We start from the raw sequence: 26,571 nt of genomic DNA on the forward strand, positions 1-26,571 counted from the left end.
GCACCGAAACCCGGCGCAGAGTGAGGCACCCCGGCGTGCTGACCCGAGGGGCCCGCAGGTGAATCAGGACTGCCGGCCGGCGGCGCACCAAAGCCCGGCACCCAGCCGTCGGGTGAAGACTCACCCTGCCAAGGCGGGTACTGGGGCCAGCCCGCGCCGCCCTGGGGACCCGCGGGGTGCGCGGATCCCGGGGGGACGGGGGGCTGGGCTGGGTGCATCCGTCAGATGACCTCGGGTTCGGCGCCCGCGTTTTCGCTCACCATGGCGCGGCCCTCGCGGGCCCAGGCGCCCATGCCGCCGGCGACGTTGACCGCGTCCCAGCCGCTGGCGTTGAGCCAGGCGGTGGCGCGGGCGGAGCGGCCGCCGCTGCGGCAGATGACGTAGACGGGCTGGTCGTCGGGGAGCTCGGCGAGCTCGTCGACCCGCGCGGGCAGCTCGCCGAGGGGGATGTGCACGGCGCCGGGCGCGTGGCCGGCGGCCCACTCGTCGTCCTCGCGGACGTCCAGCAGGGGGACGCCGTCCTTCGGCAGGTCACGGACCTCGGCGGTCGGCAGTTCAGCGGGGCTCACCACAGTTCCATGCTCCCATGTCCAGGCGTTGTACGCGTGTGAGGAACCAGACGCTAGCCCCCGTACTCGGCGCGCAGCTCCGCGGCCAGGGGATCCAGTTTGCGGTTCGCGAAGCGCACATACAACGCCGTGATGACGAACGTCGTCAAGAACTGCGCCAGGCCCAGCACCAAACCCACGGTGATGTTGCCCCACAGGCGCGCGCTCATGAACGCGTGCGCGTAGTCGGCGAGGAGCACGTAGAGCAGGTACCAGGCCAGAAACGCCGCCGACATGGGGAACACGAACCCGCGCCGACGCCGGCGCAGCTGCTGGAACTCGGGGGTCGCCTGCACGTGCTCCCAGTCGACGTCCGCTTCGGTGCGTTCCACGGCACCCCTTCCCGACAACGACCTGAAAACACCGACACGACCAACACGAAGATCTTCCGCCCCGGAAAGGCTGATGCGACCTCGTCGAATCGGGTGAATACAAAGTGACTCCGAGTGACCTACTTGCGGTGCCGGCCTCGCCCCGCTCGGGCCTTGTCCTCCGCCTGGCCGAACCGCGCGACGGCCCGGTCGTTCATGAGGCCGAGCGGGTCGGGGGCGTGCAGCCGCAGCATGATGTCGTTGACCAGCTCCGGGCGCCCGTAGCGGGTCAGGCGGCTGACCACGTACGTCGTGAGGAACGCCGCCGGCACCGAGATCAGGCCCGGCTGGCTCGTGAACCAAGGCGCTTCGAAACTCGCGTAGCCCGCAGCGATGTCGACGCCCAGCGCCGCCAGCACCAGCCCGCCGCCGACGAGCATGCCCGCCAGCGCGCCCGGCCAGCTGAGCTTGCGCCACCAGATGCCGAGCAGCAGCAGCGGGCTGAACGTCGACGCCGCCAAAGCGAACGTCAGCCCGATCGACAACGAGATGTCCTCCGTGCGCAGCAGGAACGCCAAGCCGAGCGGACACAGCGCGACGATGGCCGTGCCCACCTTGAAATCCTTGACGCGCCCGGGAAGGAGGTCCGTGGACACCACGCCGGCCACGCTCACCAGCAGCCCCGACGAACTCGACAGGAACGCCGCGAACGCCCCCGCCGCCACGACCGCCGCGAGGATCTGGCCCACGATCCCCGGCACCATCGCCGACGGCAGCATCAGCACGGCCGCGTCGGTGTTGCCGGTGACGAGCAGCTGCGGCACGTACATCCGCGACAGTGCGCCCAGCATCGTCGGGAACAGGTAGAACAACCCGAGAAGCAACAGCACGTGGACGGTCGTGCGGCGCGCGGCCTTGCCGTCAGGGTTGGTGTAGAAGCGCACCAGCACGTGGGGCAGGCCCATGGTGCCGAGGAACAGCGCGAAGATCAGCGAGTACGTCTGCAGCAGGTCGGTGATCTTGCCGGACGCGGGGTGCAGCCAGGCGTCGTTGCTCGCCGGCGCGTCGCTGATCACCGGCACCGGCGTGCCCGCGGCGAACTTGAGCGTGGTGCCCTTCTCGACCGTGTGCGGGATCAGCGGCGACCAGCGCGCCACGCCGCGCGCGGGGCCGTCGTCGATGCGGCCGTCGGCGTAGAAGTAGGTCTCGGTGGTGACGTTCACCGTCACGTCGGTCTGCACTGAAACCGTGGTGTCCTGCGAGAACACGGGCGGGGCGGGCGCACCGAGCGCGCGCACGCCGCCGGGGCCGCCGCCGGAGAAGAACACCATGCACAGCACGAAAGTCGGCACGGAGATCGCGAACAGCTTGAGCCAGTACTGGAAGGCCTGGACCACCGTGATCGCGCGCATGCCGCCGGCGATCACGTTGATGCTGACCAGCACCGTGACGACGACCGCGCCCACCCACGCGGGCACGGGCAGGATCGACGCGAGCGTGAGCCCCGCGCCCTGCAGCTGCGGGACCATGTAGAGGATCCCGATGAACACCACGAACGCCGTCGCGAAGCGGCGCAGCCCCAGCGAACCGAGGCGCATCTCCACGAAGTCCGGCAGCGTGTACGCGCCCGAGCGCCGCAGCGGCGCGGCCACGAACAGCATCAGCGCGAGGTAGCCGGCGGTGAAGCCGATCGGGTACCAGGTGGCGTCGGCGCCTTCCTTGAGCACGATGCCCGCGACGCCCAGGAACGACGCCGCCGAGAGGTACTCACCCGAGATGGCCGCGGCGTTGCGGCGCGAACGGACTGTTCGCCTGGCGACAAGGAAATCGTGTGTGCTGGTGGCCGAACGCGAGGAGCGGTACCCGAGGTAGTACGTCGCGAGGGCGACCAGCACGATGCCGGTCAACGCCCACGGGTTCAGCTGCACGGCTGGAATCCTCGCACGAGCCCGCGGCCAGGTGATGCCCCGCCACCGGGGCTTTCCCGTCCGCGGCGGTCAGTTTTCGATCATGTCCACGAAGTCGCGCTCGTGGCGCTCGGCGAGCCGGTTGTACCAAAGGCCCACCGCGAACAGGAACGGGAACGGCAGCAGCCCGAGCACGAGCCACGGGATCGGGATGCCGATCACCGTGAACCGCGCGACGGCGGGCAGCAGGTAGAACAACACGGGCATCGCACCGAGCACCAGTAGCACGAGCAACGCCAGCAGCACGGCCGTGCGCAGCTGCACCTTCACCAGGTCGCGGACCAGTAGCTTTCCCCAGCTGGTCTGCTCCTCCAGCTCGACGCGCGCGCGCATCCGGCCCGCCGACTGGCGCGGGTCGGCCAGCACCACGCGCTGCCGCTTCGGCTTCTCGTGTGCGGGCTCGGCCGGGCGCAGCGGCTCGGGCGCCGGCGGCACCGGCTCCACGACCGCGCTGTCCTCGGGCACGCGACCCAGCGTCGGGTCCGGTTCGCGGACGCCGTTGGCCAGGCGGTGGTACGGGTCGTCGGGCGCTGACACAGGCTCAGCCGCCGCGGCCGGAGCCGACGAGCCGGTCCTTCAGCGCCCGCGTGTGCCGCCGGCTGACCGGCAGCACCTTCTCCTCGTTGCCGATCACGACCTGGTAGCCACCCTGGCCCATGCGCAGCTCCGTGATCAGCGGCAACGCGACCAGGAACGAGCGGTGGATGCGCACGAACCCGGCCTTCTCCCAGCGTTCCTCGAGCTGGGCCAGCGGGATGCGCACCAGGTGGCTGCCCTCGGTGGTGAACAGCCGGGCGTAGTCGCCTTGAGCCTCCACCCAGCGCACCGACGAGCGCGGGATGAGCTTGGTGGTGCCGGCGAGCTCGACGGGGATCACCTCGTCGTCGTTCTTCACCGGCTCGCCCGCGCGCTGCCCGGGCGGTGGCGAGGCGGCCGAAGCCAGCTTCTCGCGCACCCGCGAGACAGACCGGTCGAGGCGGTCCTGCTGGAACGGCTTGAGCACGTAGTCGACGGCGCCGAGGTCGAACGCGTTCACGGCTTCCTCGGCGTGGCCCGTGACGAACACCAGGATCGGCGACGGGTTCATCGCCGCGATCACGCGCGACATCTCCATACCGGACAGGCCGGGCATGTCGATGTCCGCGAACACGGCGTCGACCGTCGGCAGGCCCTGCGCACGCCGGGCGATGAGCTCGGGGTCGTCGTGGGAGAACAACCGCAGCGCGTCGGAAGCGTCCGACGCTTTGAAGACGCGGTGGATGTGCGGATTGTTCTTCAGGCCGTGGGTCAGTTCGTCAAGCCCGTTGAGCTCGTCGTCCACCGCCAGGACGATGAGCTTCCGGGTGTCTTCATGAGCACTCACAGTGAGACGCATCCTGCCGATTGCCGAGTGCAATGTCCAGCCCCGTCCCGCTCATCCGCCCGTCGGGGAAAGCCGACGCCCCCTTTGCCCCATTCCTGGTCACGGGCGCGGCACGGTGCCGTACGACAGTGCGGCCAACCGGGCGAGTGCCGGACGCGCACGGGTGTCCGGAGGTCACAAACCGAAGCGGGCCCACGCGGCCTTGGTGGTCACCGCGTCCAGCACCGCGCTCGCCGCCGCGGGGGCGCCGATGCCGAGCCGGGCCAGCAGCGGCTTCTTCGGCTCCGCCACGGAGATCTCGGCGTCCGGGTACCGCTCGGTGACGATCTGGCGCAGCGAGCCGAGGCCGTCGATCAGGCCGAGGTCGAGCGCCTTCTGCCCGAGCCAGACGTCGCCGGTGAACAGGTCCTCGGTGTCGGCGAGCCGGCTGCCGCGGCGCTCCTTGACCCAGTCGACGAACAGCTCGTGGAGCTGGCTGTGCATCTTCTTCAGCCACTCGACGTCCTCGGGCTTCTCCGGGCTGAACGGGTCGAGGCGCGACTTGTTCGCGCCCGCCGTGTGCAGCCGGCGCTCGATGCCGAAGCGCTCCAACAGGCCCGTGAACCCGAAGCCACCGCTGATCACGCCGATGGAGCCGACCATCGACGTGCGGTGGGCGAAGATCTCGTCGGCCGCGCACGCGAGCCAGTAGCCGCCGGACGCCGCGACGTCCTCGGCGAAGGCGAGCACGGGCACTTTCTTCTCGTCGGCCAGCTGGCGGATGCGCTCCGCGACCAGGCCCGACTGCGTCGGCGCGCCACCCGGCGAGTTGATCAGCAGCGCCACCGCCTTGAGCCGATCGTGGCCGAACGCCCTGGTCAGCGCCGACTCGACGGCCGCCAGGTTGATCGAGCCGCGCGCCAGCGGCGAAGGCGAAGGCGTGATCACGCCGTGCAGCTTCACCACCGCGACCACGTCCTTGCGCTCGACGCGGTCGCCGAGCACAGGCAGGCGGGACGTCAGCTTCTCGGTAACGCTCATGCCGCCAGGCTAGCCATGTCAGAGGGCGGGCAGCATGCCCGAACGCGATCCGTTCACACCGTTGTGCTCGACCTCGGTGTCCTCGGGGCCGCCCTGTGATGGCACGTCGGCCGAGTAGTCGGGCATGTTCGGGCGCACGCCGAGCTTGAACTTCGGCACGCGCAGCGTCACCTTCATGCCGGCACCGGGCGCGGTGTCGACGGTGAGCGCGTAGTCCTCGCCGAAGACCTGGCGCATTCGCTGGTTGATGTTGCCGAGGCCGACGTGGGCGCCGGTGCGGTGCGCGTTCTTCAGGTCGGTGAGCGCGCGCGGATCCATGCCGATGCCGTCGTCCTCGACGCTGATCAGGGCCTCGGTGCCGTAGTCCTGCGCGATCACCGTGACGCAGCCGCCGCTGGGCTTGCTCGCCAGGCCGTGCTTCACCGCGTTTTCCACCAGCGGCTGGATGATCAGGAACGGCACGACCACGCTCAGCACCTCGGGCGCGATCTTCATCCGCACCTCGAGCCGGCCGCCGAAGCGGGCGTTCTCGATCGTGAGGTAGCGGTCGATGTTGCGCAGCTCCTCGGCGAGCGTGGTGTACATGCCGGAGGTGCGGAACGAGTAGCGCGTGAAGTCGGCGAAGTCCTGAAGCAGCTCGCGCGCCTCTTCGGGGTCCGTGCGGATCAGCGCGGAGATCGTGTTCAGCGCGTTGTAGACGAAGTGCGGCGAGATCTGCGCGCGCAGGGCCTTGATCTCGGCCTGGTTCAGCTGGTTGCGCGACTCCTCGAGGCGCGCCAGCTCGAACTGCGTGCAGACGAACTGCGCCACGGCCTCGGCCATCTGCACGAGCTTGCCGCGCGTGCGCCCGACGACGATCAGCGTGGCCTCCGCCGTGCCCTCGACCAGGATCGGCACGATGGCGGCGGTTTTCATCTTGCAGGTGCCGCGGTGGTTGCACGGCATGCGGTTGTGATCGGCGACGGCGCGGCGGTGCTTGCGCAGCGCGGTGCCGATGTCGTCGACGAGGTCGAGGTAGTGGTCCGTGGCCTCGCCGGCCCAGGACAGGAGCGTGCCCTCACTGTCGGTGATTCCCACGGCGAGGCAGTCGAGCACTTCGAGCAGCTCGGCCGTCATCCGGTTGGCGGCCTCCTCGTCGAGCCCGGCGCGCAGGTTCGGCGTGGCCTTCGACATCCGGTGCACGGCCTGCAGCACCGCGTCCTGGATCACGCCCTTGGGCCGGCGCACCTTGAAGAGCAGCACCAGGACGATGACCGCGAGCACACCGGCCAGCGTCCACGGGACGACCTGCGCGAGGGGGAAGGCGGACACGACGTCCATGCTCTGCGCTCGACCGACCGGGTGCAAGGCTTGCTCCCCACTTTCTGTCCAGTTGTGACGACCGAGGGTGGTTGAACCCTACCGAGCGGCGTGCCAGGGCCGCATGGTCACTCCCTGCGACGGCTGGCGGAGTGGATTTTCCCGTTCGGCCCAGCGCTCTCACGGCGCGAACGGACCCGTCCTGCGGGGGTTCGCGGAGCCCGGGCCCCGCGTTACTTGAGCAACCGCGACATCCGGCGGTCGGCCAGGGGTTTGCCGCCCGTCTGGCAGGTCGGGCAGTACTGGAAGGACTTGTCGGCGAAGGAGATCTCGCGGATGGTGTCGCCGCAGACCGGGCAGGGCAGGCCGGTGCGGGCGTGCACGCGCAGGCCCGAGCGCTTCTCCCCCTTGAGCATCGCGGCCTTCTGGCCGACGGAGCGCTGCACGGCGTCGGACTCGATGTCGTGGATCGCGGCGGCCAGGGTCTCCAGCGCGCCCTCGTCGAGCTTGCCGACGGTGGCGTACGGGGAGAGCTTCGCCTTGTGCATGATCTCGTCGGAGTAGGCGTTGCCGATGCCGGCGATGAGCGACTGGTCGGTGAGCGCCCACTTGAGCCGCGTGCCCTTGCCGGCGAAGAGCTCGCGCAGCTGCGACGCGTCGAGCGACAGCGCGTCCGGCCCCAGGCGCGCGACGCTCGGGATCTCGCTCGGGTCGTGGACGATCCAGACGGCGAGGCCCTTCTTCGTGCCGGCCTCTGTGAGGTCGAAGCCCGGGCCGGCCGCGGCGTTGAGGTGCACGCGCAGCGAGATCGGGCCCTTGCCCGGCTTCAACGGCGTGGGCGAAAGCTGGTCGGACCAGCGCAGCCAGCCGGCGCGGGCGAGGTGGACGACGAGATGCAGGTCGCCGAGGACCACATCGAGGTGCTTGCCGTGGCGGGTGGTGCCGGTGATTTCGCGGCCGTGCAGCTCGGTGTAGGGCGGCACTGCCGTCTTCAGGACGCTGAGCGAGGCTACGTCGAGCCGGAACACCGTGGAGCCCACGGCGTGTTCGCGCAGGTGGTGGGCGAGTGCTTCGACCTCGGGCAGCTCGGGCATGGCACCAGTCTTGCTCGCGCTGCCCGAATCGGCCAGGTGCCGTTACTCGACAGCCCTATTCGACAGGCCTATTCGACAGGGTGCAGAGGACCGTCGAAATCAGGCAGCGAGTGCTTCTGGATCGTCTTCGTGATCCGCTTGACCTCGCCCGACACCGTGAACATGCCCCGGATCGTGCCGACCCAGCGCTCCGAGGGCCGGTCGCCCGCCACGTCGCCCTCGGTTTCGGCGACGACCGTCCACGGCCGGCGCAGGATCCAGCGCAACGGGAAGAACAGCAGCACCAGCAGGATCGCGAGGAACACCCACGCCGGCACACGCACCTGGTCCGGCGTCCAGATCACGAGCACCACAGCCAGGAAGGCGGTGACCAAGAGCATGGCGATGCCCGGCGTGTAGCTGCCGGCCACGTCGTGTTCGAAATCGTCCGCGGTGGCGGGCGCACGCCACTCCATCTGGGCTCGGACCACCCAGTCGCGGCCGTCTTCACCGCGTACCAGCCGGTTCATCCTGTTGCCTCCCGGGCGACGCTCGAGTCGGTCAACGTTATCGTGACGGCGCCCGTCAGCGCGAGGTGGTCACGGAGCGTGGCGTGAGGTTTGCCCGGTTTCCGCTGCTCAGGGAGCCGGCGGCGAATCGGAATCGGCCGAACCGGTGACATCCGACGGGGTCACGTCTCCCGAGTCCTGGGAAGTCGTATCCGTTTCGGACCGGGTCTCGGACGGCGTGGACTTGGTCGGAGCGGACTTCGCGGACGATTCGGGCTTCTCCGGGACGGTGTCACCCGGCGTCGGCGTGGTCGTGACCGTCGGCGGGAGGTAGGTCTCCGGCGGGGGCACGTACGTGAACGTCGGCGGCGGCACGAACGACGGCGGGTACGAGGTCCGCGTGGTGCTGAAAGGGCCATCGATCGTCGGGTCGTCGCACGGGGCGCCCGACGTCAGATCCGGGTCGGTGTCGGCGCGCGAGTCCGTGGACTCGGTGGTGTCCGTGGAGTTCTGGCTCGACATCGGGGCGTGCGACTGGCTGCCGACGGGGAGGTCGTCGCGGGCCGAACCGCCGGACGGCTGCCCGGCGCCGGGCCCGCCCGAGAGCTTCGGCACGTCGTTGGTGCCCAGATGCGAGCCGACGGTGTGGGCCGACGGGTGCTGCGGGCGCGCGGCGCCGTGCAACTGCCCGGTCGCCACGCGCGGCCCGTGCTGCACCTGCGGAGGCGGCTGCTGAGCCGGCGGCGCGGGCGGCTGCAACGCCAGCTCCGGCGCGCCACCCTGGAGGCCGACGTCCTGCACCGGGTGCGAACCGAACACGAGCGGACCGGTCGTGAACCCGGCGACGCCCGCGGCGGCCGTCGACGCGAGCGCGAGGCCCACCTTCACCTTCGAACCGAACAGCACGCCCTTCACAGTGGTGACGACCCCCGTCACCCCGGCGGCCTTGCCGAGGCCCACCAGCGCCGGCACCGCGACCACGATCACCTCGGCGTGCGCGCGCAGCGAGGAACAGACATCGCGCAGCTCGTCCTGCGTCGCCCGACAGGATGCGCACCCCAGCAGGTGCGCCTTGATCCGCTCCGCCTCGGCGCCCGTGACGCTGCCCGCCGTGAAGCCGCCCATCTTCTCGACGACCGAACGGCACGTCCCCGGCCCGCGGTTCACCGAAAGGTGCGCCTGCAGGTAGGCCGCCCGCAGCCCTTGGCGAGCACGGCGGGCGAGCGCCGCCGTCGCGTTGGCCGAAAGCCCGAAGTGCGGCGCGACCATGGCTGGCTGCTCGCCCTCGACCTCGGTCTGCCACAACACCGTGCGCCAACGCTCGGGCAGACTCGTGAACGCCGTGGTGATCAGCGTGTGCTCGGCGGTGCGCGCGTTGGTATCGGCGCCCGCGCCGGCGCGGAACGTCAGCTCGTCGTCGGTCACCGGCACATCGCGGCGCGCCCCGTGCCACTCCCACGACACGCGGCGGGCGACGGTCAGGAGGTACGCGCGGACGTAGTCACGCGGGCCCGCGCCGCGCCGCAGCGCCTGCAGGACCCGGAAGAACGTCTCGGCCGTGATGTCCTCGGCCTCGGAACTGTCGGACGCGAGGCTCTGCGCCAATCTCCGCACGGCCGCCGCGTGGAGCTCGAACAGCTCCCCGAACGCGGCGTCTTCCCCGTTGCGGAGCCGCTGAAGAAGTGCCTGCTCGTCGGATTCCGAGGCCGCTGGTGGCGGCGCCGTGCCCAGCTCGGTCATCCGGCAAGGCACCTCCTCCCCCGAAGGACTCACCACTCGGTCGAATGGGGACACCATACGGAGCGAAAAGCCCGTCGTCACCCCTTGTACGCCCGATGTGACACCGAAGCACCGAGTCGAGGCACGTCACAGGCCGGGCTGGGACAAGGTGGACCCCCCGAAAGTGGCTCTCATCCCTCGGTATAGAGTTACGACAACACCGAGCAACAAGCGGTCAACGCGGATGTAGCGCAGCTGGTAGCGCATCACCTTGCCAAGGTGAGGGTCGCGGGTTCGAATCCCGTCATCCGCTCGGTCCAGGGGCCACTGTGTCTGCGGAATGCGCAGACCCGGTGGCCCTCGCCATGTCTCCCGGGGGCCGAGCCCCCGGACCCCCGCGGTGCCATCGGTGACCATTCCTGCATGGTGGAGTTGGGGAGCTACTGCGCGGGGCGCAGTGCTCGTGGTGAGAGACCTGCGTTGTGGGTTGCGGGTGAGACGCGCTGCGCGGCCGAGTTCAGTGGTGAGAGACCTGCGTTGGTGGGTTGCGGGTGAGACGCGCTGCGCGGCCGAGATTTCCCGGTGAGTGGCATGCGTTGTTCAGGCGCGGGTGAGACGCGCTGCGCGGCCGAGCTGAGTGGTGAGACGAGCTCCCGAGGCGAGTTGCGGGTGAGGCGTTGTGCTCGGGTGAGTTGGTCGGTGGGCGCCCCGCGGTGGTGAGGTGCCGGTGAGAGCGCGCGGCGCGGCTGAAGTTGGCCGGGAGGCGAGCGCCGTGGCGAGTTGCGGGGTGACCGTTCTCCCGCGCGGCCGAGGTGGGTGGTCCGGCCGGCCGCGTTGGTGAGTTGCGGGTGAAATGCGCTGCGCGGCCACGTTGAGTGGTGAGAGAACCGCGTTGCTGAGTTGCGGGTGAGGACGTCTGCCTGTGTATGAGTGAGGCGCGGACCGGCAGGCACGCGGGCTGCGCAGTGGGCGAGCAATCTCCCAACCGCGGCGACTGCCATCTCGCGAACAGAGGCCGGCAACGCAGCGGCGAGGGCACCCAGACCCCTCCCTGCATCTCGATCCGCAGCCCCCACACAATCGATGATCGGGGTGCGTCCAGCGGCACCCGAAACCACCCACACAGGTGCCCGGCTCCGGCAGGACGAACACCCGAGCAAGTGCGGCCGAAGGCAAGCGGAGGGTTAGAGGAGAGCCAGCGGAGAGCAAGGCAAAACAGGGCGCCGAGGGGAACCGCCGGGTGGCCTAATGCGTTTACCAGCGAGAACAGGGCGGTTCGGGGTTGTTGGGTAGTTCGGAAGTTGTTTTCATCATGTGTTAGTCACTCGTTCTGAGATAACCACCTTTTTGGGTGACGGCGTGGCAGCAGGGTGTGAGCCATGACCGAACTGACTCGTCGCCGTCTGCTCGGATCCACCGCCGGGGCTGCGGCCGCCGCTGCCGCGGCCACGCTCCTTCCGCCCAGCGTGCAGAAGGCGCTCGCCCAGGGAGCGCCCAAGCACGGCTCGATCAAGGACATCGAGCACGTCGTGCTGCTGATGCAGGAAAACCGGTCGTTCGACCACTACTTCGGCACCATGCGCGGCGTTCGCGGGTTCGGCGACCCGCACGCCAAGAAGCTGCCGAACGGCAAGTCAGTGTTCTACCAGCCCGACACCGAGAACCCCGCCGGCTACGCGCTGCCGTTCCACCTCGACACGCACGCCACCAACGCCCAGAAGATCCCCTCGACCTCCCACGCCTGGCAGGTCCAGCACGACGCCCTCAACGGCGGCAAGATGGACAGCTGGCTCCCGGCGCACCGCAAGGCCGACGGCAAGAACGGCCCGTACGTGATGGGCTACCACACGCGCGCCGACCTGCCGTTCCAGTTCGCGCTCGCCGAGGCGTTCACCGTGTGCGACTCCTACTTCTGCTCGGTGCTCGGTCCGACGTGGCCCAACCGCATGATGTGGATGACCGGCACCGTCGACCCCGACGGCGTGAACGGCGGCCCCATCCTCGAAAACACCGCCCCCACCGGCGGCTACACCTGGACCACGTACGCGGAGCGCCTCCAGGCCGCGGGCGTGAGCTGGAAGGTCTACGAGCAGAGCGACACCTACGGCTGCAACATGCTCGAGAACTTCGCCAACTTCAAGAACGCGCCGGCCGACTCGCCGCTCGCCGTCAACGGCCTGACCCACCGACCCGAGGGCCAGTTCGAGTACGACGCGCGCAACGACAAGCTGCCCACCGTCTCGTGGATCATCTGCACCTCCACGGCTTCGGAGCACCCGAACTACACACCCGCCGAGGGCGCGGCGTTCGTCGCCTCGAAGATCAACGCCATCGCGTCCAACCCGGACGTGTGGGCCAAGACCGTGTTCATCCTCAACTACGACGAGAACGACGGCCTTTTCGACCACGTCGTCCCGCCGATCCCGCCCGCCGGCACCCCGCACGAGTACGTGAACGGCACCTCCCACGGCGGCACCAAGGGCAACGACCTCCCCGTCGGCGCGGGCTACCGCGTGCCGGCGATCGTGATCTCGCCCTGGACCGCGGGTGGCTGGGTGTGCAGCGAGCCGTTCGACCACACGTCGACCCTGCAGTTCCTCGAGCAGGTCACCGGCGTGAAGGAGACGAACATCTCCGACTGGCGCCGCAAGACCTTCGGTGACATGACCTCGGCGTTCCGCTTCAACGACCACATGGCGCAGCCGCCGACGCTGCCCGACACCTCGGGCCCGCTCACGCTGTCGCGCTACGAGGCCGCGAACCTGCCCGCCCCGGTGTTCCCTGGCACGGACCAGAAGCCGCCGCGCCAGGAGCCAGGCAGCCGCCCGCAGACGCCGAACCACCACCACTGACGGCGCTCCACCAAGAACGCCGTCGGCCGGGGCAGAAAAAGCGAACGGCCCCTCTCGCGCCACAAGCGCGAAGGGGCCGTTCGTGCGTTTTCTACAGCTCGTACACGTCCAACACGATCGGGGCGACCGGCGTGAGGTGCTCGTCGCAGAACTCGGTCACGAGGCCGCGCGCCATGCGGAACACGCGGAACTCGTTGTCGTGGTCGGGATCCTGGTCGTCCCAGACGTGCAGCAGCCCGTATGAGCCGGGCGCCAGCTCGCCGACGCGCGTGAACGTCTCCAGCAGCTCGGGCGCGATCGCGCCGCCGTGCTTGTCGAGGCCGCCGAGGTGCAGCATCGGCATGCCCGCGCTCCAGCGGAGGTCGACGAGGTCCAGGGTGCCGGCGTCGCGCACGGCTCGGTGGACGCGATCGACCAGGCGCTCCAGCAGAGCAGCGTCGTCGTCGCCGCTCGTGGTCGCCGCGATGGTCACCCAGCCGTGGTATTCGTACACGTCGCGAACGGTAGCAGCGCCACAAGCTGCGCCGATGCGCCGGTCGGCCCGCCGCGACGGGCGGTTCCCCAGGCGGGACGGGCGGTCAGCGCGCCAGGGCGCTGGGGCGGCCGTCGCGGCGCAGGACCTTGGTCAGCACGCCCTCGCCGTGCTTCCCCACGGCGGGCAGCAGCCGATCGCCGAACGCGCACAACGTGCGTTCCCACGGGTGCCCGAGCGTGCCGAAGCTGAAGTCCTCGGCGAGGAACAGGTGGTAGTCGCCGCGCGGGAACACGGGCACGGGCCACGCCGCACCCTCGGGCATGCGGTGCGGCCAGAACTTGAACGACTGATGCTGCCAGTGCAGCACCCACAGCCACTCGTCCTCGCGCACGCTCTCCTTCAGCGCCGCCAGCACGATCCGCGCGACATCGGGCTCCTCCACCGCGTACGGCCCGAGCCGAAATTCCGCCGACGCGCGGTCGAAGTCACCCGCCGACAGATCCCACGTGCGCGACGGCGTGGGCTCGCGGAAGCCGGGCCAGTCGTGCGCGAAAGTGCTCGGCCAGAAGCCGAGCTTGTTGTAGACCCAGTACCAAGCGGGCTCGTCGGCCACTCTTGAGAGCGGCTCCCAGGCTGCTGCGTTCACTTATCGACCTCGAAGTCATCGGCCGGCTCAAAACTGTCGAAAGCTTCGTGTCCGGGGGCGAGATTGTCCAGTCCATAGCCGCCGAGTGCCAAATGCGTCACCCGAGTGGGTGCGTCCCGGGCCTGTGGCCTGCGGGATCGGTGACCGAGCGCAGCCCGAGTGCCCGGTCACCGACCGTTACCGAACGTCACATCACGCAGCGTCCCACAGGGTCATGAAGGCCGACGCCTCGCTGTGCGCCCACGGCCGCAGCCGCTCGCGGTCGCGCGCCGTGAGCGTGAACTCCTTCGCGCGCCGCACGTCGACGACCAGCGCCTCGCCGCCCGGCAGAATGTCGGACAGGCCTTGGGTGAGCAGCCACAGCGCGAGCTGCGCGGCGTCGCGCGTCAGCGGTTCCTCCTTGAAGTAGAGCCAAGTCGCGTAGCGCTGGCCGTTGCTCTTGCGCAGGCCGAGCTGCGGGCTCAGGCCCACTTCCAGCTCCCCCAGCGGCACGCGCGCCCGGCCGACCTCGATCAGCTTCGGGTCGCGCCGGCCCAGATAGCGCAGCCACCCCTCGGCGATGGCCGAGTAGTGCGGGCGCGTGCGGTCGTCGGCGTGGTGGACCAGCGAACGCATCGCCACCTCGTCCTGCCGCGCCGCGCGCCCGGCCCGCACCGCGTTGGCCGCCCGCCGGTAGTAGTTGAACGCCGCCCGCGCCGGGTCCTCGTACAGCCGCCGCTGGCGCCGCACGAACGACGACCGCGTGGGACCCGTGCTCGCGCTGTAGCCGACGAACGTGGGCAGGGTGATGTAGGCCATGGGTCAGCCGCCTTCCGGTCCGAACTCTTCGCCGATGCCGCCCGTCGCGTGTGCAGTGCGCGAGCGGCATCTCCCCTGGACACGGCCAATTTTAGAACGTGTGTACGACAGTTTTTGCCGCTCAACGGGTGACGGGCGGCCAGTTTCCGGAAAGAAGTTCACGGGCCCGTTGGAGGATCTGGTCCTCGCAGAAGCTGACGGGTGTGACGTCGGTGGGGATCCAGGAGTCGAGCATCGCGATCCACCGCCGCATCTCGTCCAGCGCATCGGGGTAGTCAAGCCGCCTGTCGAGCTCCCAGACGGCGGTGGCGCCTTCGTTCACCGACACGTCGCCGCGCGCCAGAGCCGCCAGCGCCTCGCCGAGCAGCTGCCAACGGGCCGTCGCCGCGTCGGTGGGCACCTCGATGCCCAGCTCGGCCACAACCTGCGAGAACAGGTCGGACGCGGTCGTGTCGTCGTGGCCGAGACCGGCCAGCTCGGGCAGAGTCGGCGAGTCGAGGCCCGCGACGATCGCCCGCGCCGCCGCGGTGACCAGATCGTCGGGCAGCACGGTCCGGCCGACGAGCCGGTCCATGGCCAAGGCGGCGAGTTCACCGCGGGCGGAGGACATACACCGATCCTACGGACGGCCCTGGACCCTGGACGCCACGCGACTGGCGCGGAATGATCTCGCCGACGAATCGATCACGAGTCGACAAACCGGTACCCCCGCAGGTCCGGGTGCATGAAAAACTACGGCCCCGACCAGTGGCAGAGGATGGCGATGAGCTGGCAGGAAGAGCTTCGGCGGCTGGACTCCGACCTGGCCGCGGGCCGGATCGGGCACGCCGAGCACCGGCACAAGCGCGAGGAGCTGCTCGCGGAGGCCTCGGGTGGGGGGGCGGCCTCGCCGGTGGCGTCGCCGTTGCGGGCGGACGCAGGCGAGATCCCGGCCCAGGTCACCGAGCCGAGCCCGGCCGCGGGGACGTGGAACGCCGAGCCGGTGTCGTGGAACCAGCCCCAGCAGGGCTGGGCGCCGGCCGCGCCGAATACTCCTAATACGCCGAACACGTGGGCCAGCGCCAACCCGGCGATCCAGCAGCAGCAATCCCAGCCCCAGCAACCCCAGCCCCAGCCGGTCTGGCACCCCGTCCAGCAGCAGGTCACCGAGCCCGTGCCCGCCGAGCCGCAGCGAGCGCGCCAGCCGGACAAGCAGGACAAGAAGGCCAAGCCGCAGCGGCCGCCGCGGTCGTCGCTGACCCGGAAGCCGCGGTGGAGCCCGAAGAACGGCGAGCCGTCGTTCGCGACCGCGCCGAGCCCGGCCGACACGCGACCGACCGGCTACCTGCCCGTCACCGGCGACACGAGTGACCTCGGCCGGCAGCAGACGCCCGAGCTGCGCCGCCTCTGCGAGGAAGCGCCGCCGCGGAAGAAGAAGCCGACGTGGCTGTTCCTGTCACTGGGGGTGCTGGTCGTGCTGGCGCTGGTCGTCGGCGGGATCTGGTACATCGGCAACCGGCCGGACCAGAGCGACAGCGCCGACACCGTCTCGCCGCCACCGGTCCCCTCGGCCACCGGCAGCCAGGACCCGTCGGCCTCGCTGGAGGACAAGCTGCCCGCGCTGGCGGGCACGCCGAACCCCGACAACTCGACGATGTCGCTCGACAAGGCCGTGGAGCTGAAGGTGCTGTCGCAGGCCGACGCGGACCTGATGAAGACCGCCACCGCGACCGAGCTCGTCTACCACGCGTACGCCGACACCACGCACACCGACAACGGCACGATCCTACTCGCCGTGCCGACACCGTCACCCGCGCAGGCCGCGCAGCTCGTGAAGGGCCTGAAGCAGAACCTCACGGCGGGCGGCTTCGACAGCACACCGCTCGGACCCGGGCCGACGGACCTGCTCTACTCCGGCAGCAGCCCGGCCGGGCGGGTCCTCGCGTTCTGGTACACCTCCGGTCCGGTGGCGATCGGCATCGGCGTGTCGCAGCCGCTCACCGACGACGCGGTGGTGCTCCGGTCGCGGATCGAACAGATCCGCACGAAGGTCGCGGCGGCCCTGCCCGCCCGCTGACGCGAGGCCCGGCCACGGAAGTCGACCCGCGGGGTCGCGCGGGGTCACAGCCGTGCACAATGTCCACGTCGTCACACACATCGGGTCGCGGTGGCGCACTGATCGTCGCCATGCCGACAGATAAGGGGGGCCCTGGTGTCCTGGCAGGAGGAGCTGCGGCGGCTGGACGAGGAGCTCGCGTCAGGGCGGCTGTCCGCGGACGACTACCGGATCCGGCGCGACCAGGTGCTGTCCTCGGCCGTCGGCCAGCAGGACCAGCCGGCGCCGCAGCAGGCCGCCCCGAGCGCGGACTCGACGCAGATCATCACGCCGGTCAGCCCGCCGCAGGGGATGCCCCAGCAGCCCCAGCAACAGCCCCCGCAGCAGCAGCCCCCGGCCGCGCCGCAGCAGCCCGCCGGTGACCCGAGCGCGGAGCGCACGCAGGCCGTGCAGTCCTGGCAGATGCAGCAGCACGCCGACCCCGCGCGCACCGAGTACGTGCAGCCCCAGCAGCAGCCGCCGCAGGCGCAGTACTCCCCGCCCGGTGGGTTCCAGCAACCCGCCTCCCCGGCCGGCGGCTTCCCGCAGCAGCAGCCGTGGAACGCGCCCGAAGGCGACCAGAGCCCGCCGTGGGGCGGCGGCGAACTGCCTCCGCTCGGCCCGACGGGCAGTGACTCCTTCCGCCAGGGTCCCGAGTTCTTCGCCGAGAAGCCCAAGTCGGGCAACGGCAAGAAGGTCGGCGCGATCGTCGGCGCCGTGGTCGTGCTGGCCGCGATCGCCTTCGGCGCCTACTGGCTCTGGGGCCGCGACAGCGGGGGCGGCAACGAGCAGCCCACCGCCCAGCCGACGCAGCAGGCGCCCTCCAGCGCGCCGAAGCCGCCGGACCCCCTGGCCGTCGCGAACATGCCGGGCAAGGCCGAGACCCATGACGACATCACGTCGTTCAGCCAGGTCAACAGCCTGTCGTACCTGAACCCCGACGAACTCGAGGCCTACCAGGCCGCCGGCGCCGGCAAGGCCAAGTTCGTGGTCTACCACCTCGACAACGGTGACCAGATCACGCTGCTGCTGACCCAGGCGTCGAGCCCGACCGCGGCGGCGACCGCGGCCGACAAGCTCATGCAGATCCAGGTCACCAACGGCGCCAAGCGCGACACCGCCGCGCCCGACGGCGTCTTCGCGACCACGATCGACAAGAAGGACGGCCAGTCTGCTCAGGAGCGCGGCCACTACGCGCACGGCAACGTGATCGTCCGCATCGACGTCTCCGGCAAGGGAGACCTGTCGACGGTGAAGGCGGACTTCTCCTCCGCGCTGAACCAGCAGCTCACCACCCTGCCTGCCGATGCCTGAGCACGGCAGCACCGGAGCCACCGCCTGCACGATCGTCGCGCGGAACTACGTTCCCGCGGCGCGCGTGCTGGCCCGGTCCTACCTCGCGCAGCACCCGGACGGCCGCTTCGTGATCGCGGTGATCGACGCGCCGCGCGACGAGGTGACCGAGCTCGAAGACGGCACGCAGGTCGTCGGCCCCGCCGCGTTCGGCATCGACGAGCCCGACTACCTGCGGATGGCCACGGCGTACTCGGTCACCGAGCTCGCCACGTCGGCCAAGCCGTACCTGCTGCGCGAGCTGCTGAAGACGTCCGAGGTCGCGATGTACATCGACCCGGACATCGAGCTGTTCGCCCCGATCCCCGAGGTCACGGAGCTGGCCCGCGAGCACGACATCGTGCTCGCGCCACACTTCCTGACCCCGCTGCCGCAGGACGGCCTCGAGCCGGACGACGCCGTGATCATGGGCACCGGCATGTTCAACCTCGGCTTCATCGGCGTCGGCCAGGGCGCGGGCGCGTTCCTCGACTTCTGGGCCGGGCGCCTGCGCCACGACGCGATCGTGGCGCCCGAGCAGCAGCTGTTCACCGACCAGCGGTGGGTGGACCAGGTGCCGGCGCTGTTCCGCAATCACGTGGTCACCGACCCGGGTTTCGACGTCGCCTACTGGAACCTCCACGAGCGCCCGATCGCGCGCGCCGCCGACGGCACGTACACCGCCGGCGGCGCCGCCCTGCGCTTCTTCCACTTCAGCGGCTACCGGCCGGAGAAGCCGTGGCTGCTGAGCTTCCACTGCGCACGCAAGCCGCGCGTGCTGCTGTCGCACAACGACGACCTGCGGGCCATCTGCGACTCGTACGGCGCGAAGCTGCGTGAAGCCGGCTACGCCGAGACACTCGACTCGATCCCCTACGGCTTCAAGAACTTCCGCGACGGCACCGAAGTGCCGAAGCTCGCCCGCCGCGTGTTCCGCGAGGGCTGGATCAAGGCCGAGCGCAAGAACAAGCCCGCGCCGCCCCACGCGTACGGCGAGGACGGCGGCCAGGCCCTGCGCGAGTGGCTGGCCACGCCCGAGGACCAGGCGCAGGCCGCCGCCGGGCTCAACCGGCTGACGCACGCGATCTGGGCTTCGCGCATCGACCTGCAGATGGCGTTCCCGCACCCATACGGCGCCGACGCCGACAACTTCCGCTTCTGGTGCGCCGGTTCCGGCGTCAGTGAGGCCGGGCTGCCCGAGTGGGCGCTGCCCGGCGAGCGGCCCGCCGGCCACCCGCCGGCCGACGAGTTCGGCGTCAACCTGCTCGGCTACCTCACGGCCGAGCTGGGCCTGGGCGAGATGGGCCGGATCGTGCTCGAGGCCATCGAGACCGGCGGTGTGCCGGTGGCGTCGGTGCTCGAGGAGAAGGCGGTGTCGAACCGCACGGGCATCGAGCGGCCGGCGACGGTCGGCGACCCGCGGTTCCCGCTGAGCGTGCTCGCGGTGAACGCGGACCAGACGCGCGTGATCCTCACCAACCACCCCGAGGTCGGCAACGGCCGCTACCGCATCGGGCTGTGGGCCTGGGAGCTCGAGGACTTCCCCGAGTGGCAGCACGAGGCGTTCGGGATGCTCGACGAGGTGTGGACGGTGAGCGAGTTCTGCCGCCGCGCCATCTCCGCGCACTCGCCGATCCCCGTGAAGACGATCCCGGTGCCGGTGCGCGACCCGGGTGAGCCGTCGCCGCCCGCGCGTGAGCAGGGCGAACCGGTGCGGTTCCTGTTCGCGTTCGACTTCAACAGCGTGGCCGAGCGCAAGAACCCGTGGGGTGCCGTCGAGGCGTTCCGCCGCGCGTTCGACGGCCGCGACGACGTGCGCCTCACGATCAAGGCGATCAACGCGAAGCTGCACCCCAACGCGGCCGAGCGCCTCCGCGCGGCGGTTGTCGGTGACGACCGCATCGAGCTGGTGGAGCGCTACCTGTCGGTGGCCGAGCTGCATGAGCTGTACGAGCGCAGCACCTGCTACGTCTCCCTGCACCGCAGCGAGGGCTTCGGCCTCACCGTCGCCGAAGCGATGGCGCGCGCGATGCCGGTGATCTCCACGAACTACTCCAGCACCACGGAGTTCCTCGACGCGTCCACGGGCTGGCCCGTGCCGTTCCGGCTGGTGCCGGTGGGCAAGGACAACTACCCGTACCACGCCGACGCCGTGTGGGCCGACCCCGATCTCGACGCCGCGGCCGCCGCGATGCGCGAGGTCGCGGACAACCCGGCCGAAGCCGCGAAGCGCGGCCAGGCGGCGCGCGCGTACATCCTGCGCGAGCGCTCGATGGCCACGGCGGCCAAGTGGATGCGCGAGCAGCTGCAGGACGCGTACGGCGTGTGGCAGTCGGGCCGCCACGCCGGCCGGCCCGCGCCGCCGCACCCGATCACCCCGCTGCACGACGCCGGGCAGGCCCTGCACTGGCGGCCCGAGCCGGCCGCCCCGTCGCGGCTGCCGCTCGCGCCCGCGCTGCGCAAGGCCGTGCTGCGCGCGATCGACCACTACGACGTCCACCAGCGCAAGGTGATGGGCGCGTTGCTGGCCGGCGCGGAGGAGAGCAACCGGCGGCTGCTGGAGCGCATCGAGGCGCTGGAGCACGGCTTCGCCGACGCGGCCCGGGCCGCCGAAGGCGCGCGGAGCGACAGCCAGACGCTGGGCGAGCGCATGAAGACGCTCGACGACACCGTCGGGGAGCTGCGTCAGCGCGCCCCGGCCACTGAGCTGGCACTGCGCAACCTCGAAGCCGACGTGACGAAGCTGTCCGAGGGCTACGGCGGCTTCGGCGCCGATCTCGAGGCGACCACGACGTCGGTGCACAAGATGTTCTCCCAGCGCGACGAGCGGCTGGACGCCGACGAGAAGGCCATCCAGCGCGTGACGCTCGACGTGAGCGCCATGCGCGCCGCCGCCCGCCTGGCCCACGCCCCGGTGCCGCACGGCGCCGACGTGGTGCCGTGCGACGTCGGCGCGCTGCTCATGCCGGTCGACCAGGTCATGCTGCCGTGGATCGTCTTCCACCGGTCCTGGGAAGACGGCGAGGCCGACCTGATGGCGCGCCTGGCCCAGGGCGCGTTCCTCGACGTCGGCGCCCACGTCGGCTACCACACGCTGCGGCTGCTGCGGGCCACGCCGGACGTCACCCGCGTGGTCGCGGTGGAGGCCGACCCGGTCAACGCGGCTTACCTGCGCCGGAACGTCTCCGTCAACCTGCCGCCGGCGGCCGCCGAACTGGTCACGGTCGTCGAGTCGGCGGCCTGGGACTCGGCCGGGACCGTACGCCTCACGCAGGCCACCGAGGGCAACAGCGGCGACAACCGCGTGAGCGCCGAGGGCCCGGGCATCGAGGTGCCCGCCGTGCGGCTCGACTCGCTGCCGGCGGTGACGGCGCAGCGGATCGGCCTCGTGAAGGTCGACCTGCAGGGCCGCGACCACCGCGCGCTGGCGGGCCTGCGCTCGGTGCTCGAGCGCGACCGTCCGCACGTGGTGTGCGAGTTCGACCCGTGCGCCATCCGGGAGCTCGGCGACGACCCGGCCGCGGTTCTGGCGGGCTACCGCTCGCTGGGCTACACGTCGAAGATCGTCGGCGACTCCGGCCCGGACGAGCGTTCCCTCGACGACGCAGCGCTGATCGCGGCCGCCGAGGGCGACGCGAAGGCCTTCGTGACGTTGTGGCTCGAGCCTGCGTGACTCCCGCTCAGGGGGCCACGTGGGCGATCGCCATGAGGAACGAGCCGTACCACGCGCTGATCGCCGCGCCTGCCGGCAACAGCACCACGACGACTCGCGTCGGCAGGCGAGCGAGAACCAGTGCGAGCGGCACCGTGAGCACGAAAGCGGGCAGCAGGAACCGCGCGCGCGACTGGAAGTAGTTCGACGACCCGAGCGCGATGAGCACGGTCAGCGTGCCGTAGAGCTGCCACGGCAAGGGCAGCTTCGTGCACCATGTCCACACCAGCAGTGCCACGGCCGCGAGCACGATGATCGCCGTGACGCTGGTCCAGCTGGATCCGTTCGCGGTCAGCCCCTCGCGGACTTGGATCCACGTGAAACGACCGAAGTCGAAGTGCATCTGCCAGGCGTTCTGGAGCCAGAACCAACCGTCGGCGCGGCCGGTGCGAAACCCGACGTACGTGAGGTAACCCAGCAGCCCCAACGGCGCGAGCAGACCACCGACCCACGGCCGCCAGCCGTCCTGGCGCCGGAAGATCGCGACGATCGCCGCGACGCCCACCGCGGCCACGAGCGCGCCGGCGCTCGCCCGGGTAAGCCCCGCAAAGATGGCGAGCGCACCCGCAAGCAGCCACTTCCGGCGTGACACGGCGACCAGCGTCCACGCGACGAGGGCCACGAGCAGCGCCTCGGAGTACGCCATGCGCAACGCCGTCGAACCCGGCCCGAGCGACCACAGCACCGCCAGCAGCATCCCCACCCGCGGGCCGGCGAACTCGCGACCCAGCACGAACAGGCCCCACGCCGCGGCGCAGCCGGCCAGCAGCGACACCGCCAGGGCCGCGGGCAGCGCGGGAATGCCGACGAACGTCAGCACCGCGATCAGCGCCGGGTACAGCGGGAAGAACACCAGGCTGTTCTCCCCCGGCATGCCGTTCGCCAGGATCGTCGGCACCTGGTCGTAACCGTGCGTGGCCACTGAGATGAACCAGTTCGAGTCGAACGCGCCCACGAAGCGGCCCGGCGAGACGTCTGCCTTCCAGCTCATCAGCCACAGCACGCCGAAGGCGAGGAGCTGGAAGAGCAGGTACAGGCCGACCGCCGGCAAGGCGGGGCGGATCCTCGCCTGGAAGGCCGAACGGGACTCGAGATCCGCGTCGAGGGTGGTCGACTGCACTCGCGCGGGACTCCTGAACGGCTCGGGTGAAAAGGGACAAATTCCTACCCGATGGTACCTGCGCGTGGCATCTTCCGAGGCCAGAACGCCGCGGGTGGTTTTTCTCGAATCCCGGGCAATTCCGGGGACTGGTCCGCGGCCCCGGAGCAAGGCGCTACCCTGCTTGGGGGAATCAGCACGAGTAGACGGGGGTGGTCGCGCTGGTTGAGCAGCCACCTGCTGTGCAGAAGAAGACCCGCATCGTCTTCATCGACATCGGCCGTGGCCTCGGCGCCCTGCTCGTGTTCTACAGCCACATCGCCCACCCGTGGGTGATCGCGAAGAATGATTCCGCGCCTTACATCAGCTTCGTCGAGGCGCTGACGAGCAATCCGATGCACATGTCCACCCAGGGCATCGGTGAGATCGCCGTGCCGTTCTTCTTCGTGGTCAGCGGTTTCGTCGTCACGCCCATCGCACTGCGCCAGGGCCAGCGCCGGTTCGCCGTGAACCGGCTGATCCGCGTGTACGCGCCGATGCTGTTCGTGGTGCTGCTCACCGCGTTGATGCTGGTGGTGAGCCTGCACCCGCCGTCGACCGGGCAGTCGCAGGAACTCAACCCGCTCACGATCTTCACCAACACCTTCCTGGTGAACTACCTGATCTACCCGCAGGTGGTGCTGGTGCCGGTGGCGTGGTCGATGATCGTCGAGGTCGTCTTCTACGTGGTGCTGATGGCCGTGCTGCCGCTGCTGCGCCGCTCGGTGTGGCTGGCGATCGCGGTGGAACTCACGTTCATCTTCGTGGTGATGATGAGCCGGTCGCAGCTCGGGCCGTCGTGGTCGCTGTTCGCGGTGAACGTGTCCTACCTGCCGGTGATGATCATCGGGCAGACGATCTGGGCCACCACGGCGAAGAAGATCCCGCTGTGGACGGGCGCGCTGTACGGCGCGTGCGCCTGGTCGCTGTACGTGCTGGCGGACATCATCGACGTCGGCCGCGTGGACACGTCCTACAACCTCTCGATGGCGTTCGCCGTGGTGCTGTTCATGCTGGGCATGATGGCGGAGCCGAAGCTCAAGCAGCGGAAGTTCTGGACCGCGGTGTCCGAACGCAGTTACTCGATCTACCTGCTGCACATGCTGGTGTCGTTCGTGCTGCTGCAGTTGCTGCGCCCGGCGGTGCCGCTGCCGATCGCGCTGCTGATCGTGATCCCGGCGGTGTTCGGCGTGGTCGAGGTGTGTTATCGGTGGGTCGAGCGGCCGAGCCACGCGCTGGCTCGCAAGCTCTCGTACCGGCGCGAAAAGCCGGCGCCGATCAAGGTCAACAGCGAGATCACGATCGAGATCCCGAAGGTCGCGGAACGGCCTCGGCACGCGGCTGGTTCGGCCAAGGGGTCGGTGTCCGGGTCGCTGAACGGCAGCCTGCCTTCGACGCCGCCCAAGGGGACCCCGAAGCCGCCTCCTCCGAAGACGCCGCCCGGCCCGAAGCCGCCGCCCCCGCCGGCTGACGCGGAGAAGACGGTCATCACCCGGGCCGTCCCGTCTCGCCGGCCGCAGCCGCAACCACAGCCCCGGCCCCCGCTCGCGCAGGAGACAGGCTCCGACCGCACGGCCGAGCCCCGCGCCCGCCACAGCACGCCGCGGCGGCGCCCGTCAGCCCCGCTTGAGCTGCAGCACCAGTCTGACCAGGAAGATCACGGCCAGCGTGGCGACCACGACGATCTCCCACGCCATGGGAGCTCCTTCCGCCGAACACATCGCTGAGTGAGGCGATGCTCTGCCGGTAAGGCGTCCGAACGTGGGACGACGTTCACCGACACGGCGTAACTCACACCTTCGGGCTAGTTGCGTCTCGGCGTCACGAGGCCTGATTCGTACGCCAGGACTACGAGCTGCGCGCGGTCGCGGGCGCCGATCTTCGTCATGATGCGGCTGACGTGGGTGCGCGCCGTGGCGGTGGAGATGACCAGGTGGGCGGCGATTTCGTCGTTGGACAGGCCGCCGGCGACGAGGCCGAGGACCTCACGTTCGCGGTCGGTGATCTCCTTGACCGCGGCGGTGTCGATGCGACGATGCTCCGGGCGGCCGACGAACTCCGAGATCAGCCGGCGCGTCACGGTCGGGGCCAGCAGCGCCTCGCCCGCGGCGACCACGCGCAGCGCGCGCAGCAGCTCCACCGGCTCGGTGTCCTTGAGCAGGAAGCCGCTCGCGCCCGAGCGCAGGGCCTCGTAGACGTACTCGTCGACGTCGAAAGTGGTCAGGACCAGCACCTTCACGTCGGCGAGCGCTGGGTCGGCGGTGATGCGGCGGGTTGCTTCGAGGCCGTCGGTGCCGGGCATGCGGACGTCCATCACCACGATGTCGGGCTTGTGCTCGGCCGCGAGCGCCACGGCTTGCGCGCCGTCGCCCGCCTCGCCGACGACAGCGAAGCCGTCTTCCGTCTCCAGCAGCACGCGGAAACCCGCGCGGACCAGGGCTTGGTCGTCGGCCAGTACCACGGTGATCGTCATCATTCCCCCTTCACGGGCAGCTCGGCCCGCACTTCGAAACCGCCGTCGGTGGCACTGACCAGGGCGGCGTGGACCGTGCCGCCGAGGGCGGCCGCGCGTTCGTTCATGCCGCGCAGGCCGTGGCCCGGTGTGGGTGCGGTGGTGGCGCGGCCGTCGTCGCGGACGGTGAGCGTGAGGGCGCCCGGACGCCGGTCGAGGTGGACGTCCACGTGCTGCGCCCCGTCGGCGTGGCGGACGACGTTGGTGAGCGACTCCTGCAGGATCCGGTAGGTCGCGCCGGCCACGGGCGCGGGCACATCGCCCGCGTCGCCGTGCAGCCGCACTTCGAGGCCCGCGGACCGCGCGTGGTCGAGCAGCTCGCCCAGCTGCGCAAGGCTCGGTGCGGGCGCCTTGTCCTCGCCCGAACGTAGGACTGCCAGCGTCGCGCGCAGGTCGTTGAGCGCCGACGCACTGGCCGCCTTGATGTTCAGCAGCGCCTCTTTCGCCTGCTCCGGCCGCCGGTCGGCGACGTGCGCAGCGACGCCCGCCTGCACGTTGATCATCGCGAGGCTGTGGGCCACGACGTCGTGCACCTCGCGCGCGATCTGCAGCCGCTCCTGCTCGGCCAGGCGGTGGCGGTGCTCCACCGCCTGCTCGCGCCGCGCCGCCAGGGCCGCGAACTGGTAGCGCACGGCGGTGCCGATGCCGATCACCGCCGCCAGCCACACCACGAACACCCCGGCCGAAGGAGTGATCGCGAACGACCGCGTGGCGATCACGTGCGCCGCGTACCCGGCGACGAGCACGCCGGCGCCGGTGCAGCCCGCGACCACCGGGCCACTGCGCCGGGTGAGCATGAACAACGCGATGGTCGGCACCAGGATGATCGGTCCGTTGGGCTCGCTGGAGGCGTAGAACGCGTACGCCGACGCGGCCGTGACCACGAAGACCGGCAGCGGGTAGCGGTGCACGACCAGCAGCGTCAGCACGGTCGCGACCAGCCACGCGGCGCCCGCGGCGCTGAGCAGGTGGGCGCCCGGCTGCCAGCGACCGGCCGCGCTCGTGGCGCCGAGGGTGAACACGAGCACCACGAAGGTCCGGAACACGCGTCCGAACCACGGGTTCCGCGCCCGCCACCAGTCCTGCATGGTGCAGAAAACTACCGCTCACGGCGCCTTCGCGCGTCCGTCCGGAAGCGGCACGATGGCTACGTCCGGTGCAGT

22 protein-coding genes and 1 tRNA gene are annotated in these 26,571 nt (G+C 70.5%); 6 read left to right on the plus strand and 17 right to left on the minus strand.

Translation table 11 applies throughout. The annotated features are described in order from the left end of the window. Positions 1–221: 221 nt before the first annotated feature. From AB0383_RS00865 to AB0383_RS00910, 10 genes are all read right to left on the minus strand, one after another. Complete coding sequence (locus AB0383_RS00865; protein WP_364173879.1) at positions 222–572, minus strand: rhodanese-like domain-containing protein; 351 nt, start codon at positions 570–572, stop codon at positions 222–224. Positions 573–622: 50 nt separating this feature from the next. Then, positions 623–940, minus strand: a complete 318-nt coding sequence (locus tag AB0383_RS00870; RefSeq protein WP_364043731.1) for a DUF485 domain-containing protein — start codon at positions 938–940, stop codon at positions 623–625. A gap of 119 nt (positions 941–1,059) precedes the next feature. Next, a complete protein-coding gene (locus AB0383_RS00875; protein WP_366184304.1) occupies positions 1,060–2,847 on the minus strand; it encodes a cation acetate symporter in 1,788 nt (595 codons plus the stop codon). Between the two features lie 69 nt (positions 2,848–2,916). Then, positions 2,917–3,423: a hypothetical protein gene (locus AB0383_RS00880; protein WP_364043725.1), complete on the minus strand. Its 507-nt coding sequence runs from the start codon at positions 3,421–3,423 to the stop codon at positions 2,917–2,919. A gap of 4 nt (positions 3,424–3,427) precedes the next feature. Further along, on the minus strand, positions 3,428–4,261 hold the full coding sequence (locus AB0383_RS00885) for a LytTR family DNA-binding domain-containing protein (RefSeq protein WP_364173885.1): 834 nt from the start codon (positions 4,259–4,261) through the stop codon (positions 3,428–3,430). A gap of 162 nt (positions 4,262–4,423) precedes the next feature. Then, positions 4,424–5,269: a S49 family peptidase gene (locus AB0383_RS00890; protein ID WP_364173888.1), complete on the minus strand. Its 846-nt coding sequence runs from the start codon at positions 5,267–5,269 to the stop codon at positions 4,424–4,426. 18 nt (positions 5,270–5,287) lie between these two features. Further along, entirely contained in the window at positions 5,288–6,589 is a 1,302-nt protein-coding gene (locus tag AB0383_RS00895; protein ID WP_354865887.1) for a histidine kinase, read from the minus strand. Between the two features lie 212 nt (positions 6,590–6,801). Then, positions 6,802–7,662, minus strand: coding sequence for a DNA-formamidopyrimidine glycosylase family protein (locus tag AB0383_RS00900; RefSeq protein ID WP_364173892.1), 861 nt, complete (start codon positions 7,660–7,662; stop codon positions 6,802–6,804). A 68-nt stretch (positions 7,663–7,730) separates the two neighbouring features. Further along, on the minus strand, positions 7,731–8,171 hold the full coding sequence (locus tag AB0383_RS00905) for a DUF983 domain-containing protein (RefSeq protein ID WP_220245532.1): 441 nt from the start codon (positions 8,169–8,171) through the stop codon (positions 7,731–7,733). 108 nt (positions 8,172–8,279) lie between these two features. Next, positions 8,280–9,890, minus strand: coding sequence for a sigma-70 family RNA polymerase sigma factor (locus AB0383_RS00910; RefSeq protein WP_366184308.1), 1,611 nt, complete (start codon positions 9,888–9,890; stop codon positions 8,280–8,282). Between the two features lie 219 nt (positions 9,891–10,109). On the opposite strand from AB0383_RS00910, the gene AB0383_RS00915 reads away from it, so the two are divergent. After that, positions 10,110–10,182 (plus strand) — tRNA-Gly (locus tag AB0383_RS00915). A 1,066-nt stretch (positions 10,183–11,248) separates the two neighbouring features. Next, positions 11,249–12,721, plus strand: coding sequence for a phosphocholine-specific phospholipase C (locus AB0383_RS00920; protein ID WP_366184310.1), 1,473 nt, complete (start codon positions 11,249–11,251; stop codon positions 12,719–12,721). Positions 12,722–12,812: 91 nt separating this feature from the next. Here AB0383_RS00920 and AB0383_RS00925 read toward each other — a convergent pair whose 3' ends face one another. The 4 genes from AB0383_RS00925 to AB0383_RS00940 all read right to left on the minus strand — a co-directional run bounded on the left by AB0383_RS00925 (position 12,813) and on the right by AB0383_RS00940 (position 15,250). Further along, positions 12,813–13,214 (minus strand): immunity 7 family protein, encoded by a 402-nt coding sequence (locus AB0383_RS00925; protein WP_364173901.1) that lies wholly within the window; start codon positions 13,212–13,214, stop codon positions 12,813–12,815. 85 nt (positions 13,215–13,299) lie between these two features. Further along, positions 13,300–13,842 (minus strand): DUF2716 domain-containing protein, encoded by a 543-nt coding sequence (locus AB0383_RS00930; protein ID WP_366184312.1) that lies wholly within the window; start codon positions 13,840–13,842, stop codon positions 13,300–13,302. Between the two features lie 192 nt (positions 13,843–14,034). Next, positions 14,035–14,640, minus strand: coding sequence for a hypothetical protein (locus AB0383_RS00935; protein ID WP_220245527.1), 606 nt, complete (start codon positions 14,638–14,640; stop codon positions 14,035–14,037). A 121-nt stretch (positions 14,641–14,761) separates the two neighbouring features. After that, a complete protein-coding gene (locus AB0383_RS00940; RefSeq protein ID WP_366184314.1) occupies positions 14,762–15,250 on the minus strand; it encodes a hypothetical protein in 489 nt (162 codons plus the stop codon). 114 nt (positions 15,251–15,364) lie between these two features. Between AB0383_RS00940 and AB0383_RS00945 the strand changes: the two genes are divergently transcribed. The 3 genes from AB0383_RS00945 to AB0383_RS00955 all read left to right on the plus strand — a co-directional run bounded on the left by AB0383_RS00945 (position 15,365) and on the right by AB0383_RS00955 (position 21,719). Continuing rightward, positions 15,365–16,696, plus strand: a complete 1,332-nt coding sequence (locus AB0383_RS00945) for a hypothetical protein (protein WP_366184316.1) — start codon at positions 15,365–15,367, stop codon at positions 16,694–16,696. Positions 16,697–16,831: 135 nt separating this feature from the next. After that, complete coding sequence (locus AB0383_RS00950; protein ID WP_364173914.1) at positions 16,832–18,028, plus strand: hypothetical protein; 1,197 nt, start codon at positions 16,832–16,834, stop codon at positions 18,026–18,028. Continuing rightward, positions 18,021–21,719 carry an FkbM family methyltransferase gene (locus tag AB0383_RS00955; RefSeq protein ID WP_366184318.1) on the plus strand — a complete coding sequence of 1,233 codons (3,699 nt, stop codon included), beginning with the start codon at positions 18,021–18,023 and terminating at the stop codon, positions 21,717–21,719. Before AB0383_RS00950 ends, AB0383_RS00955 begins: the two co-directional genes overlap by 8 nt. A gap of 7 nt (positions 21,720–21,726) precedes the next feature. On the opposite strand, the gene AB0383_RS00960 is transcribed toward AB0383_RS00955, so the two are convergent. Then, positions 21,727–22,878 carry a hypothetical protein gene (locus AB0383_RS00960; RefSeq protein ID WP_366184320.1) on the minus strand — a complete coding sequence of 384 codons (1,152 nt, stop codon included), beginning with the start codon at positions 22,876–22,878 and terminating at the stop codon, positions 21,727–21,729. A 191-nt stretch (positions 22,879–23,069) separates the two neighbouring features. On the opposite strand from AB0383_RS00960, the gene AB0383_RS00965 reads away from it, so the two are divergent. Then, positions 23,070–24,623, plus strand: coding sequence for an acyltransferase (locus AB0383_RS00965; protein ID WP_364173923.1), 1,554 nt, complete (start codon positions 23,070–23,072; stop codon positions 24,621–24,623). Between the two features lie 77 nt (positions 24,624–24,700). Here the strand turns inward: AB0383_RS00965 and AB0383_RS00970 are convergent, their stop codons facing one another. Both AB0383_RS00970 and AB0383_RS00975 read right to left on the minus strand, forming a co-directional pair. Continuing rightward, positions 24,701–25,369, minus strand: a complete 669-nt coding sequence (locus tag AB0383_RS00970) for a response regulator transcription factor (RefSeq protein WP_364173925.1) — start codon at positions 25,367–25,369, stop codon at positions 24,701–24,703. After that, entirely contained in the window at positions 25,369–26,496 is a 1,128-nt protein-coding gene (locus tag AB0383_RS00975; protein ID WP_366184323.1) for a sensor histidine kinase, read from the minus strand. Before AB0383_RS00975 ends, AB0383_RS00970 begins: the two co-directional genes overlap by 1 nt. Positions 26,497–26,571: the final 75 nt, after the last annotated feature.

The sequence above is a fragment of the Amycolatopsis sp. NPDC051373 genome, assembly GCF_040689465.1.
Classification (GTDB): Bacteria; Actinomycetota; Actinomycetes; order Mycobacteriales; family Pseudonocardiaceae; genus Amycolatopsis.